Annotated in this window: 19 protein-coding genes; all 19 read left to right on the top strand. The window is 37.8% G+C overall.

The genetic code is table 11. The annotated features are described in order from the left end of the window. Positions 1–26 precede the first annotated feature (26 nt). Positions 27–914, top strand: a complete 888-nt coding sequence (locus B9N79_RS11015) for an NUMOD3 domain-containing DNA-binding protein (protein WP_167555113.1) — start codon at positions 27–29, stop codon at positions 912–914. A 128-nt stretch (positions 915–1,042) separates the two neighbouring features. Next, positions 1,043–1,999: a transglycosylase SLT domain-containing protein gene (locus B9N79_RS26950; RefSeq protein WP_376752407.1), complete on the top strand. Its 957-nt coding sequence runs from the start codon at positions 1,043–1,045 to the stop codon at positions 1,997–1,999. Next, positions 1,999–2,544, top strand: coding sequence for a LysM peptidoglycan-binding domain-containing protein (locus tag B9N79_RS11005; RefSeq protein ID WP_085118295.1), 546 nt, complete (start codon positions 1,999–2,001; stop codon positions 2,542–2,544). Before B9N79_RS26950 ends, B9N79_RS11005 begins: the two co-directional genes overlap by 1 nt. Continuing rightward, positions 2,544–2,897, top strand: a complete 354-nt coding sequence (locus tag B9N79_RS11000) for a phage baseplate plug family protein (RefSeq protein ID WP_085118293.1) — start codon at positions 2,544–2,546, stop codon at positions 2,895–2,897. Before B9N79_RS11005 ends, B9N79_RS11000 begins: the two co-directional genes overlap by 1 nt. Next, positions 2,897–3,727, top strand: coding sequence for a phage protein (locus tag B9N79_RS10995; protein ID WP_046217273.1), 831 nt, complete (start codon positions 2,897–2,899; stop codon positions 3,725–3,727). Before B9N79_RS11000 ends, B9N79_RS10995 begins: the two co-directional genes overlap by 1 nt. Further along, positions 3,727–4,068 carry a hypothetical protein gene (locus B9N79_RS10990; protein ID WP_046217274.1) on the top strand — a complete coding sequence of 114 codons (342 nt, stop codon included), beginning with the start codon at positions 3,727–3,729 and terminating at the stop codon, positions 4,066–4,068. Before B9N79_RS10995 ends, B9N79_RS10990 begins: the two co-directional genes overlap by 1 nt. A gap of 10 nt (positions 4,069–4,078) precedes the next feature. Further along, positions 4,079–4,438 carry a contractile injection system sheath initiator gene (locus B9N79_RS10985; protein ID WP_085118290.1) on the top strand — a complete coding sequence of 120 codons (360 nt, stop codon included), beginning with the start codon at positions 4,079–4,081 and terminating at the stop codon, positions 4,436–4,438. After that, on the top strand, positions 4,431–5,606 hold the full coding sequence (locus B9N79_RS10980; protein ID WP_085118288.1) for a baseplate J/gp47 family protein: 1,176 nt from the start codon (positions 4,431–4,433) through the stop codon (positions 5,604–5,606). The genes B9N79_RS10985 and B9N79_RS10980 overlap by 8 nt, the downstream gene beginning before the upstream one ends. Then, positions 5,603–6,232: a hypothetical protein gene (locus B9N79_RS10975; protein WP_085118286.1), complete on the top strand. Its 630-nt coding sequence runs from the start codon at positions 5,603–5,605 to the stop codon at positions 6,230–6,232. The genes B9N79_RS10980 and B9N79_RS10975 overlap by 4 nt, the downstream gene beginning before the upstream one ends. 28 nt (positions 6,233–6,260) lie before the next feature. Further along, positions 6,261–6,470 carry a hypothetical protein gene (locus B9N79_RS10970; RefSeq protein ID WP_085118283.1) on the top strand — a complete coding sequence of 70 codons (210 nt, stop codon included), beginning with the start codon at positions 6,261–6,263 and terminating at the stop codon, positions 6,468–6,470. 25 nt (positions 6,471–6,495) lie between these two features. After that, the gene (locus B9N79_RS10965; RefSeq protein WP_085118281.1) at positions 6,496–6,831 is read left to right on the top strand and encodes a hypothetical protein; all 336 of its coding nucleotides are present in this window, start codon (positions 6,496–6,498) and stop codon (positions 6,829–6,831) included. 11 nt (positions 6,832–6,842) lie between these two features. Continuing rightward, positions 6,843–8,408 carry a hypothetical protein gene (locus tag B9N79_RS10960; protein WP_085118279.1) on the top strand — a complete coding sequence of 522 codons (1,566 nt, stop codon included), beginning with the start codon at positions 6,843–6,845 and terminating at the stop codon, positions 8,406–8,408. 78 nt (positions 8,409–8,486) lie between these two features. Then, positions 8,487–8,789, top strand: a complete 303-nt coding sequence (locus B9N79_RS10955; protein ID WP_085118277.1) for a hypothetical protein — start codon at positions 8,487–8,489, stop codon at positions 8,787–8,789. Between the two features lie 20 nt (positions 8,790–8,809). Continuing rightward, the gene (locus tag B9N79_RS10950; protein ID WP_085118274.1) at positions 8,810–9,571 is read left to right on the top strand and encodes a hypothetical protein; all 762 of its coding nucleotides are present in this window, start codon (positions 8,810–8,812) and stop codon (positions 9,569–9,571) included. 97 nt (positions 9,572–9,668) lie between these two features. Next, a complete protein-coding gene (locus B9N79_RS10945) occupies positions 9,669–10,598 on the top strand; it encodes a hypothetical protein (protein ID WP_085118272.1) in 930 nt (309 codons plus the stop codon). A 15-nt stretch (positions 10,599–10,613) separates the two neighbouring features. Continuing rightward, positions 10,614–10,943: a hypothetical protein gene (locus B9N79_RS10940; protein ID WP_085118269.1), complete on the top strand. Its 330-nt coding sequence runs from the start codon at positions 10,614–10,616 to the stop codon at positions 10,941–10,943. 112 nt (positions 10,944–11,055) lie between these two features. Beyond that, positions 11,056–11,325: a hemolysin XhlA family protein gene (locus B9N79_RS10935; protein WP_085118267.1), complete on the top strand. Its 270-nt coding sequence runs from the start codon at positions 11,056–11,058 to the stop codon at positions 11,323–11,325. 15 nt (positions 11,326–11,340) lie between these two features. After that, on the top strand, positions 11,341–11,592 hold the full coding sequence (locus B9N79_RS10930; RefSeq protein WP_040057605.1) for a phage holin: 252 nt from the start codon (positions 11,341–11,343) through the stop codon (positions 11,590–11,592). A 1-nt stretch (position 11,593) separates the two neighbouring features. Further along, positions 11,594–12,730 (top strand): peptidoglycan recognition protein family protein, encoded by a 1,137-nt coding sequence (locus B9N79_RS10925; protein ID WP_085118264.1) that lies wholly within the window; start codon positions 11,594–11,596, stop codon positions 12,728–12,730. The last annotated feature ends 557 nt before the right edge of the window (positions 12,731–13,287 follow it).

The following is a 13,287-nucleotide window of genomic DNA, read 5'->3' as shown; positions in this document are numbered from 1 at the left end:
AATATAATAAAAAGGGGGTGAAAATAGTGCACGGATATATTTATAAAATAATCAACAAAGTAAACCGAAAAATATATATAGGACAAACGAATGACCTTAACAGAAGAAGACGGGAACACATGGGAGAACTAGCCAGAGGAGAACATACCAATCAATACCTTCAAAATTCGTTTAACGTTTATGGAGCAGATAATTTCTCAATTGAAATTTTAGAAACTTGCTCTATCGAAATCTTAGATCAAAGGGAGCGTTATTGGATTGAGCACCTTGATTCTTGCAATAAAGAAAAAGGATATAATCTCTCAGCGGGTGGGAATGCTTTGAGAGGTCCAGAGAATCCTTTCTATGGTGCGAAACATACAGAAGAAACAAGAATTAAAATGAGTAAATCAAGAAAAGGCAAATACGCTGGCTCAGAAAATCACTTTTTTGGCATCAGTATGGCAGGAGTGGAGAACCCCTTTTACGGAAAAACACACTCTGAAGAAACAAAGAAAAGATGGAGTGAGCAAAGAAAAGGTTTGTTTGCAGGAGAAAAGAACTTCTTTTACGGAAAGAGTTTTAAAGGAGAGGCACATCCACGATTTGGGATAAATCACACAGAAGAGTCGAAGGCGAAGATGCGTGAAAATGCTCATGGCAAAAAACTTAGTGATTCAGACACGGAAAAAATTATTCTCCGATTGCTTAACACTGACGCTAGCATTCAAGAAATAGCAGAAGAATACAATGTAACAAAAACACTTGTGTCTGCTATTAAAAACAACAGAAAACAAAAACATGTTTTACCTCATCTAAGAGAACAACTAAAAGCAATAAATATGTTTGAAAGAAGATCGAGAAAACAAAAAGCAAAAATCTTGTCTAACGAAGGTGTAACGACTATCGAAAGCCGGCAGTTGCCGAGTGAGTAGAGTAGAACGCAAGCGATTGGCGTTCGAAACGGGAGGGCGGTTAAAAGCCGCAAGATATAGTCTAGACTGTATGGCGACATACAGCAGCACAAGAGGCTGGCTTTAGTCTAGCGAACTAAAGTTAATAAATCGATGGTGGCTACGGAAATGTAGTCCATGTTGGCTCTAAAAGTGGTCTTTCTTATCTTTATGGTCATAACACTCGAAACCTTGTTGAAACCGGTGATATGGTTCAAAAAGGGCAAATTATCGGTACTGTAGGGAACACAGGCGACTCGAGAGGTAACCATCTGCATTTTGAAATCCGCCAAGGGAATAAAGCGATGAATCCGGATGGTTTCGGTGGTGCGTTTGGCGGAGCAAGCGGAGCGGGTGGAAATGTTAAGGCTTGGATTCAACAAGCCATTACTGCTACAGGTGTTCCTCGCACATGGGCAAGCGCTTTGGAAACGATTGCAATGAAAGAAAGTAATGGTAACCCTAGAGCTTATAATGGTTGGGATATTAACGCAAAACGCGGCATAGCATCACGCGGTCTTATGCAGACAATCCCACCAACATTTAATGCTTATAAGCAAAAAGGCATGAACGATATTTTTAATCCAGTTCATAACGCTGCTGCCGCAATCAACTACATTAAAGCAAGATATGGCACGGTATTTAATACACCAGGAATTAAGAGTATGGCTCGTGGTGGTCCGTATAAAGGATACGCAAAAGGTACGAATGGTCCTTTATCTCATTCGCAATGGGCTTGGGTTGGTGAACAAGGTCCAGAACTTATGAGACTAAATAGAGGAACTGAGATATTTAGTCATCCAGATAGTATGGATATGATTTCTGGTCGATATAATCCGTCAGATAGTACATCAAGCTCTTCAGAAGATACTTACAATCCGTCAAACAGTTCTGTTTCTTCGTCTGGTGGTAAAGAAGTCAATATTAATTACAGCCCAACAGTGAATGTCAATGTATCAGGTGCAAGTGACGATACAAACCAACAGGTCAAAGAACAAGTTCAAAAAGCATTGGACGAGCAATATCAAAAGCTACTAGCTCTCTTTAAGTCAGGGGAGGAATATTAATGGCAAAGCTAGGTAAGATTAATCTCTTTATTGAGAAAGAAAGTGATTCTAGCTCTGTGGATGCAACATCTTATCCAGTGGAGCAAGGAGTCCCTCTCAGTGATCATGTAGAAGAAAAGCCGGACGAGTTTTCCTTGTCCGGTTATATTATTGGTTCTAACTATAAAGCGGATAAAGAATACTTAAAGCAAGAAATGAAAAAAGGGACCTTAATGACCTATGTTGGGCGAAATATTGCGAAGAACGTCATTATTTTGAGTCTTGACGGTGACCAAGATGCCACTATTGTAAATGGTAGTTCCATTTCAATTAAACTAAGAACCATCCGGATTGCTTCTACTCCTTGGGTTAAGGTGCAAAATAGCGGACAGAAAAAACCCGTGAATCCTTCTACAAAACCTAAAGCCGTTTATCATTTGGTTAAGAAAGGCGATACGTATTGGGGATGTTGGAAAAAGTATGGTACTTCTATCTCGCAATTAAGAGCATGGAATAAGTATCCTGATCGTAGAATTCCCATTGGTGTGAAATTGAGGGTGAAATAATGAGAGATTACGTACTAATTGAAAAAAATCGTTTACCTGAACGATTTGAAATGAATCTAGCGGGAGATACGTTTGTCTTTCAATTTAACTACAACAAGACCTATGATTTTTTCACAGTAGATTTATATGATTACAAACAAAACCCGCTCGTTATTGGGGAAAAGCTGGTGCTAGGCGTTCCTTTATGGTCAGATTTAGTCTCTGATAACCTCCCTGCTCCCACTCTTATTCCTATGGATGAGTCAGGGAATACGGAGCGGATAACATTTGATAACTTCATGGTGACTACCTTCCTTTTTGTTGACGATGTAGCACCAACACAAGAGGAACCAAGCTTGGAGAGTGATACGTAGTGACAAATGAATTATTTGGCCGCGTTATTAAAGTGCATATCGAAGGAGATTACAAAGCGGATTTCACGAATGATAAGTTTCATATTGAATTTGAATCTCCCTTTGATGATGATGAGAAGCCAAATGAAACCAAGATTATGATTTATAACTTATCAACTAACTCCATTTCCCGTATTAAAAAAGGAGCTAATCTTACACTCCAAGCGGGTTATCGTTCTGATTATGGAGTGATTACCGAGGGAACCATTGATCGTACTTTAACGGAGCAAGATGGAGTAGATAAGGTGACAAACATTTACTTATTAGAGGGGAAAGACTATTCAGAGGTAGAGGTGACCGCTGAAACCTCAACTAATGTAGGTTCAGAATTACGAATTGCTTTTAAAGCAGGAACAAAAGCCTCTGTTATTATCCGTACATTAGTAAAGGATCTAGGCTTCCAAATTGCTGAGATGAAGTTACCTACAGATAAGACCTATTCCAATGGATACACGGCAACAGGACAAATTTTAAACAATCTAACAGAAGTCGTAAAAGATTGTGGCGCTTCTATGTACTGGAGGCGAGGGAAGATGATTATCCGCTCTATTAAAGAAGGTGATGATGAGCGATTTGTACTTGAATCCAGTACAGGTTTAACGGAATCCCCTGAACCTTTTGAAGAAGAGGATGCAAAAGGATTTAACGTAAAATCTTTGCTGCAACATCGTATAACAACTGCTTCTATCATTGAATTAAAGAGTAGAACGGCTAATGGGAAGTATCGTGCTAAAAAAGGAAAGCATGTTGCAACCGGTTCTGAGTTTCGTACAGAAGTGCAGGTGATTTAATGGCTTATGATGATAAGTTCTTTTCGGAGCTTACAAGATCCGTAGGTTTGCAGATTTACGTGTCCGCTCCTGCTAGAGTAGCCAAAGTATATGGTTATAAAGCGGATATTAAACCGCTATTTAAAGTTAAGAAAAAAGATGGTTCGTTAGTGGAACATGCTCTGGTTCTAGGAGCTCACATTTTAAAACATGTAGGTACAGTAAACGTGGGTGATGTTGTACATGTAAACTTTACTGATCGTGCTTTAGACAATCTACGAAACAATCAAACCTTTGATCCAGGCTTCACTCGTATTCACAGTATGAACGATGCTGTTATCGTAGGGGTTTATCAAGTATAGGAGGTGTAGAATGCTTGCTCCTAAGTTAAGAGATGGCGATTTAGTCATTGAAGATAACAATTTAATTATGGTTGATGAAGATGAAGAACTTGCTCAATCCGTTACATCTGTACTCCAGACACGGAAAGGCGAGTTCTTTTTAAATGAAGAACACGGTATGTCATTCGATAACATCTTAGGTAAGGTAGCGGACCAAGCGGCAACACGAGATGACATCATAGAAGCTGTTTCTAAAGAAGAAAGAATCCGCTTCGTTACAGATATTTCTTTTTCAGATAATCCTAAGACTCGTATCCGAGAGGTCAAGATGACGCTTGAAAAAGAGGATGGAGCCGAATTGGAGTTAGAGGAAGTGGTAATCGGTGCTTGATAAGAATGGGTTTCACCGTAAAACCTATCAGGATTTATTAGAAGATATGCAGAACAGAGCTAGAGGGTTGTTTGGTGAAAACATCAATGTATCCGTTAGGAGTCCTCTAGGCATCATTATTACGCTTTTTGCTTGGTTCCTTTCTCTAGGGTGGGAATTAGCTGAGAAGGTCTATAATTCAGGATTTGTAAGTAAATCGGAGGGCGTTCAACTAGATAGACTCTCCACTATCCAAGGATTATCACGAGAGCCCGCTGCTGAATCCTATGTCTCTCTTGTTTTTACAGGGAATGCGGGGTTTACGATACCTGAGCAGACTCAATTCTCTACAGAAAACGATGTGTACTTTTATCTAATCGAAAATGTAACGTTAGACAGTCAGGGAAACGGCTCAGGAAACGCTGTATCGGTCGAGAAAGGTCTTCATACCAACGTAGGGGCTAATACCATTACCGTACTTGCCGAACCGCTAGAAGAGATTATTAGCGTGAATAATCCAGAAGCGGCAACAGGTGGGCGCTCTCTTGAAACGGACGCTGAATTTAGAGCTCGTATTATTAGCTCTGCTGCTGGTGGAGGAAAAGCTACCATTTCCGCTATCTCTTCCGCTCTTACTCAAACAAGTGGGGTTCAGGCTTCTAACATCGTGATTAATAACAAATTAGAAGCAGATGCAGAAGGTAATCCACCGAAATCTGTCCATGCTTATGTATTAGGAGGAACGAAAGAGGCCATTGCAACTTCTTTATTTAACTCCGTAGCGGCCGGAATAGAAACCGTAGGGCAAGAGGTTGTGATGGTAGAGGATTTAAGTGGAGTGAGTCATGAAGTCCGCTTTGATTATGCAGTTGAAAAGAAAATACAGATTCAATTAACCCTTCAAACAGATGCTACTTTCCCTGTAGATGGAGAGGTACAGATTAAGGACAACCTCATTCAATCTATCGGTGGAGTAGATAGTAACGGCACAACGTGGATAGGAAACAAGATGGGACAAGATATTATCTATTCTAAGCTATTTAGCCAAATTTATAAGGTAACAGGAATTGAAGATGCGACCCTTCTTATTGGAGTTCAAGGAGGAACACTTGGTACTTCTAACGTGCCTATTGGATCACGCGAAGTATCGCAAACGGATGTTGCGTCTGTTGAGGTGATTCTCGCATGATTCAAGATTGGTTAAGCAAGCTGACGGATATCTTTAAGAAAAGCAAAGACTCAAATATAGGAAAGATCTTTACTCTTGTAGACGAGGAGATTAACCAAATTAAGAGCGCTCTTATCAAAACTGAAGAGTGGAGAGACTTGTATAAAGCGGAAGGTACAACCCTTGATTTAATGGGGGAGAATTTAAATCAACCAAGGGGACAAACGTCAGATGAAATTTATCGTGTTCTTATTCGAGGAAAATCCGCTCTTAATCTAGCAGATGGGACCCTGAATAAGGTGATTGAGGTTTTGTCTCTCACTCTCGATTGTGAACCTTCTGAAATTGAAATAAAGACTTTAAAAGAAACAGGGGATAATGAACCCGCTGCTCTTATGATTACAAAGGCCCCCCTTGAAGCCTTGAACCGTGTAGGAATGAGCCCTCAACAGTTTGCTCAATTAGCTCAAAAAACGGTAGCGGGAGGCATTCGTGTAGCGCTTGTAAATTTACAAGGTTCGTTCCGCTTATCTATAGATCCAAACCAACTGGAACAGGGTCCTGATGGCTTCTCAAGTGATGGGACAGATGGGGGAACACTTGGTGGAGTTTATTCTCCCCAAAAAGAAGATGTTTTACCTATTTAGTTATGGCTAATGAGGGGAGGTGAATACCTTGTCGAAAGATATTAATGTGGATATTGAGAATAAACGGAATAACAAGTTGAGTCTAGAAGGGTTTGAGGTCATTCCTTTATTAGATAATCAACATGTAATTAGTGAAACGTACAAACTGAATCAAGATCGAGACTTTGATACAGCTAGCGGAGTCGAGCTGTTCTTTTTTTATTTATTCGGTCTCTCATATCGTGTAGAAAAAGTATGAACAATGAATGTAAGGAGATGATTATATGTCAAATTTTCCTTTAGCAGAGCTATTTGGATATTTTAATAAAGATGGTTCACGTGCACTAAGAGTATTAGGAGAAATGCAAATGGCAGGAAGTAATGTTGAACAGCAACTTACGGAAAAGGATGCAGTATCTGGAAAATTAACATTCTCTAAGAATCTTTCTTCTATCGGTATTTACAATACGGACCAAGAGAATGCAGGAGTATTTAACGTCAATGGGATTGATATTCACGTTCCTGCCGGTGAATCATTTGAAGCGAATATAGGGGGCACTCCAAAAGCTATAGTTCAGGTGAGTGGTGCTGCTACTTACATCGTAACCCGCTATGTATAGGAGGTTCTTAAATGGGATATGGAAATAAAAACAACCCTCTTATAAAAATCGATAACACAGAGATTAGAGAGGCTTTAGAAAATACAAACTTAGAAATATCACAGGCCCTAGTGAATGCAGGTGGAGAAGAATTTAACACATTAAAGGAAATGTTAGATGATAAAGATTTTAAAATTGATGTTTTATCGAGTGTAGGTATAAATATTGAAAGTTTCCCTAGAATTACACCTGAAGCTAATGATAATGGTCGATTCATGAGGGCTCATGATTCTTTAGTAGATGGTGGAAAGTTATTTATTCCAAATCAGATTTACACAGTAAATTCTCTCACCTTTACAAAAACCATTAATATCGTTGGAAGCTTTGGGATCTTAAAATTAGCCGATGGAACAACATCAAGCGACTATATTTTATCACTTAAAGGGGATTACTCAACTATTGAAGGGGTATGGTTTGACGGAAATAAGGCTAATACAGCGAGTAATACAGGAAGAGCTGAGGGTTTACGTTTAGAAGGTAACTATTGTACTGTCCATCGTTGTATATCAAGAGACACGCTAGATAATGGATATGGACATACCTTTGTAAATATGGGAAAGTACAATGTCTTTGACACATGTGTTAGTTATAATGCTGGATATGCTGCTTTTGCTAATGTCTCAGGAGATTATCTAACTATACGTAAGTGCCAAGCCTTTAACTTTAGAATTAAAGGGTTTAAACACAACGGTAATGCTAATTTAGTGGTATTGGATGATTTTTATGGAGAGACGAACACTACAGATCCAGCTGCAGATGGTATTTTATTTGATTCAGGGGAAGGAAATACATTAGCTGTTGCTAAAGTAATAAAGTGTACGGTTAAAGGAACTGTAGGTTCAAATAGTTTAAAATGTGAATTTGTTGATAGTGTTATTATTGAGAATTCTGAACTATTAGGAACTGGCAGTACCTATGGTATAAACTTTCAAGAGTCAGTAAAAGAAGTGGTTATGAAAGATGTAAAATTGAATGGTTACATGCGAGTTATGGAAAAAAATAACCAACTTGTTATGAAGAATGTAAGGATTATAAGTGATTCATCCAAAACAGAAAACATTGATTACCGAGGAAAGGAATTAATTGTTGATGGTTTATATCTAGAAGGGGCTCAAAACGGCATTAGGTTAGAGGCTTTACATGCTTCAGGAATTCAAACTGTAACTATTGACAACATCGAATTAAACGCTACTACCTCTACCTCTAAAATGTTTAGATCTATTAGTTTTCTTGGTGCAGATCATATTACCTTAAAAAAATATAAGATTACAAATGGGGATACCAGTATTTTTTCTGGATTGACAGGTGTTAGTGCTAACGACAAGCAAATCCAAAGGTCTCCAAGAATCTTTTATCATAATAATATACCCACTACTGGAATATATAAGGCGGGAGATATTATATATAAACCTACTCCAACTATCTCTGGAGATGCAGGTAGTAAAGTGGTTCTCCATGGGTGGCGTAGATTAACTGATGGCTCCACTCATGTGCTAAACACTGATTGGGTAGAGATGAGAATGCCTATAGGAATTTAATTTTTTAAATACTTCCCACAAAGTATATCTTTTAGTATAAAATGGTACTAACATACTAAAAATTGGAGTGTTGGGACGATGCTAAAAACAGTCGGGAAAATAGTAGTAGCTTGTTTTTTACTATGTGCAATAGTGCTTTCAGTTAATCATTATTTCATTCAGCCAAAAGAAAATGCTTCGGAAGAAAAACAACATAAAGAAAAACCTGTTTCAGAAGAAGCTAAAGACACCACAAAATCCGATGTGAAAACAGAATCTAAAAGTGTTGAGCAAATTGAAGCAGAGGATGAATTAATGTATCAGGAGTACCAAATGAAACAAGGGGTTGAAAACCAAGAAGCATTAAATGCAGCGCTAAGTGAATATGATCGTACTCATTAATAAAAATAGAGGTTGATTATATGGATGATAATATTAGACTTATGTTACCCCCATATTTGCAAGAGTTGGGTTACTGTAATGTGAAATCAATACAATTGTTTAGTGAAAAATGTTTTGAAAAGGGTCCTGGTAATTGGCATCCTTATTTTGTTGAGTGGAGAGGGATATTTGATTATTTAGCTTGTGTGGAATATGCCTATCAAAGTATTAATCAACTGCCGAAAGGTGTTAAAATCTTAGAAGATTATAATTTAAATCAGGTTCAAGCCAAATATCATTCAGCTTCATTAGTATTTTTTTTAAAGGCAACATTGGACAATATTGCAGTCTGGTTAAAGAAACAGTACTCCTTAACAGTTAACGGTGCAAACATTTCATTGAGTAAAGAATTATTCCAAAATCGGATTGTACTAGCTAACCCTTCTTATCAACAATTTTTTGATAAGTATAAGGAGTTTTTAGGAATGTTAGACAAATATCGAATGGAATGGATACACCGTATTATTGGTGGTGCAGTTATAGGTGGAGATAAAAGACCAGGTGATCCCAGCTTAACAGACGATAATATAGGAATAATTGTACCAATGGGAGCGTCATTGAATTTCTCTTCAAGTGATATTGAAGGATTACACAAGAAAATCGAAGAGGTTAAAGAAAGAAACGATGGTGAGTATCTCTATAAGGTAGAAGATTTCATATGTTTATTTGTAAATGAAACTAAAAAAATGATATTTGATATTCTTGAATTATCTTTGCCATTGTTTGAGGAAAAAAGTTACTAAGCTTATAACTTTATAAATTTAAGTAAAATGTAGAGGAAAGAGGACTCGATAGTAGTTCTCTTTTTTTCTGTATTAAAAATAGATAAGGAGTGATAATGTGCCTTTCACAGCACCTTTACCAATATGGAACAATCCAGGTCAAAAACCACCAGACAGCACTATAGAACGCGGTTGGGGAGCGGGAGAATATCCTCCCGCTGATTGGTTTAACTGGCAATGGTATACGACATATAAAGCAATTGAAGAAATACAAAATCTAGCAGCAACGACAACTGAACTAGCTAACCATACAAATCGAAAAGATAATCCTCACCAAGTCACAAGCCAACAAGTGACCGCTGTTGCTGCAATAGATGGGACAGTAAGTGGGGATTCTTATCCGACAGGTTTGACTGTTTTTGATGCTACAAATTTAACAGGCTATCCTACATTGTTTGGAACTGTTGTGACGAGTAAGATCAACAATTCCCGCATGTCTCAATGGTTTTTTGAACATGCCTTTAATGATACTCAAGTTGGTGTATACCTTCGACATTGGCATACAACACCCGCTAGATGGACTTCTTGGGTGAGAATTGAAACAACTGAAGGTGCTGAAGCGAAAGTAAATACACATGCCAACAAAAAGGATAATCCTCATAGTGTAACAGCAGAGCAAGTAGGAGCTTATTCTAAAGCAGAATCTGACAACAAGTATGAAACGCCTACGGGTGCTCAAACTAAAGCCAATCAAGCAGAAACAAAGGCTAAATCTTATGTAGATGGAAAAGTAAAAGGTGAAAAAATTCAGTTCGGTAAAGTGACAGTAACAATTCCAGGAAACTCTATAAAAACAACGACTGTTACTTTTCCAGAAGGGTTTTCTGCTTTTCCTGTAGTTACAGCAAGTATAAACAACAGTGTTTCTCCAGATAAGTATCCTGCGCCTACCATTGGAGTAGTAACTACAACTTCTTTTCAAATCACAGGGCAAAATACATCAAGCGGTGCAATAGTCTTCGATTACGGGTGGATTGCAATGGGATAGAAAGGGAGCGGTCAAATGATTAGCTATATTGACGTTATTGGGGAAAAGGAGACAACTTTCTATACATTTGATATTCGAATTGAAAAGAATAACATTATTGTTTCTTCCGGGGAGTATTACAACCAAGAGAAATTAATATTCAGTACAACCAAGGAAACTGTTTTAACGGTTCCAGAAGCAGGATCTTATCAGATTTGGATTTATCCAGACGGCATCAAATTAGTTAAAGGAGTTAATACAAGAAGTGACTATATCAATATCCTCTCTTATTTCGATGTCCCTGAAGAAGCTTCATCAACTGAATCGTTAAGGGTTAGATGTATCAGAACTATATTAAGAGATTAAATGACACATAGGTGTCTTTTTTTATGGATAAAAAGGGGTGATGCCTATTGAAGAATCATCAAGTCAAGACAGAATAAATGGGCAACCAAAATCTTATTTAGGGGGAATATCCATGTCACAGGTAGCGGAGGGAGTCCCAGTGAATTCTTATGAGAAAGAGCTTGTAGAGATGAAGAATGATATTAAAACGCTAGAAAAAGAAGTAAGTGAATTAAAAAGTACAACCATCCGTCATGATGAACAAATTTCAGCTATTAACCGAACACTTGAAAGTATTAATGAAAACACTACGTGGATTAAACGAACCATTACAGCATCCATCATTGGAGCAATTTCAACAGGGGCAATTGGTGTCTTGTTTGCAGTATTAACTCAACAATAAAGGGAGGAAACAAAAATGAATAAAAAAATCGACAAGGGTACGTTAATTCGTACTCTTTTATTATTTGTAGCTTTAATTAACCAAACATTAGCTTTATTAGGATTTACGGAAATTCCAATTGGTGAGGAAGAGATTACAAGTACAGTTGATTTAGCGTATTTATTAGGTTCCATGATCTTCACAATCGTAACTTCACTTGTAGCTTGGTGGAAAAACAATGATGTTACACGAAAAGCACGAGCCAGAAGAGTTAAGGAGGAGAAATAATATGACTATTCCAGTAAGACAGAAACTTGTTTCTTCAAGTAAGTATAAGATTAAATGTCCACATGTTATGAACCCATCGTATATCACTTTCCATAACACAGCGAATGACGCAAGTGCAGAAAACGAAGTAACGTATATGAACAGTAATAACAATTCTGTTTCCTACCACTTTGCTGTGGATGATAAAGAAGTTGTACAAGCTGTACCTCTCAATCGTAATGCTTGGCATTGTGGTGATGGATCAGGAGCTAAGTCTGGAAACAGAACATCTATTGGTGTAGAAATTTGCTATAGCAAAAGTGGTGGAGAACGTTATCGAAAAGCTGAAGAATTAGGTATTAAATTCATTGCTCAGTTATTGCATGAGAGAGGTTGGGGTGTATCTCGAGTAAAACGGCATCAACAATGGAGCGGAAAATACTGTCCTCATCTTGTTTTGCAAGAAGGACGATGGAATGAAGTTCTGCAACGTATTCAGAATGAATTGGATGCTCTACGAGGTAAGGTTGTCGAAACGCCAGTAACTCAATCAGGTCCCTCATCTTCCATCGCTCCTACTTTACTCAAACGTGGTGATGCAGGAACTTATGTAAAAGGGCTCCAAGGAAAGCTTCAATCATTAGGTTTTAACATTGGTAAGTATGGAATTGATGGACAATACGGACCATCCACAGAAACAGCTGTAAAGGCTTTTCAAAAGAAATATGGCTTAGCCGCTGATGGAATCGCTGGAACACTTACATTAAACAAATTAGAGCAAGTATACAAAGCAGCACAACAACCAAAAGAAAAACCTGTAACACCACCTAAAAAGGAGGAACCAAAAGTGGAAACAAGTAAATTACCGGTTTCAGAACAATTCAAAGAGGAGGTAAAAGAAGCGGTCGAAAGAGGTATTACAAATGGTTCTCGCCCTCAAGATCTTGCTAAGCGTGAGGAAGTCATGGTCATGGTTAAAAGAGCTGGAGAGTTCCAATCGTATCAAACAAATGAATTAGCTAAGACGTTTATAGAAGTAAAAGATAAGCTTCCGCTCCAAAAACCTGATCACTGGGAAGAGAAGTTAAAGAGCGGTGATATAACGCCACAAGAAGTCATTTACTTGATGGCACAACTTACATTACGTTCTTTTAAATAGATAGCGTATACTAAGGAATGACATTGGCCTTATCAACCATTGTTATACCCACAATCAAAAGCCTCCTTCTCTGTGTGAGTAGGGGGCTTTTGGTGTTATCGCAGTAAGGACAAAAACAGGAGGTTGAAATCTGAATAAGTCCTTGTTCATATTATGAAATATTTATTTATTTTATATACATGTTAACACAGTTGTTTCTATCTCATTATATACTATGGAAAGAGGTATTTCTCTTTATCCCAACTTAGTTTTCTAGATATTTACTCTTACCCTCTTTTTATCGTGAGAGGGTTCTTTTTTTATTTCCTATTCATTAAATAAAAAACCGCTCATTACGAGCGGGCCATTTTTTTACTTTTACTATGAAGAGGAGCAGTAGCAAATTGGAATTTCATCCATGGGAGGTGAAGTGAAGATTCCCTACTACCACCTTTATATACTATGTAATAACCTATAAAATGTGTGCCTAGAAGATTTATCAAAAGTTACGAGTGCAGAACTTTCAAATGATATGCTTGTTCAACAATTTAAATGGGATTTCTCCCTAGAGAGTTAAA

This window comes from Priestia filamentosa, assembly GCF_900177535.1.
Lineage (GTDB): Bacteria > Bacillota > Bacilli > Bacillales > Bacillaceae_H > Bacillus_I > Bacillus_I filamentosa.
This window is presented reverse-complemented; position numbering and strand designations above follow the sequence as displayed.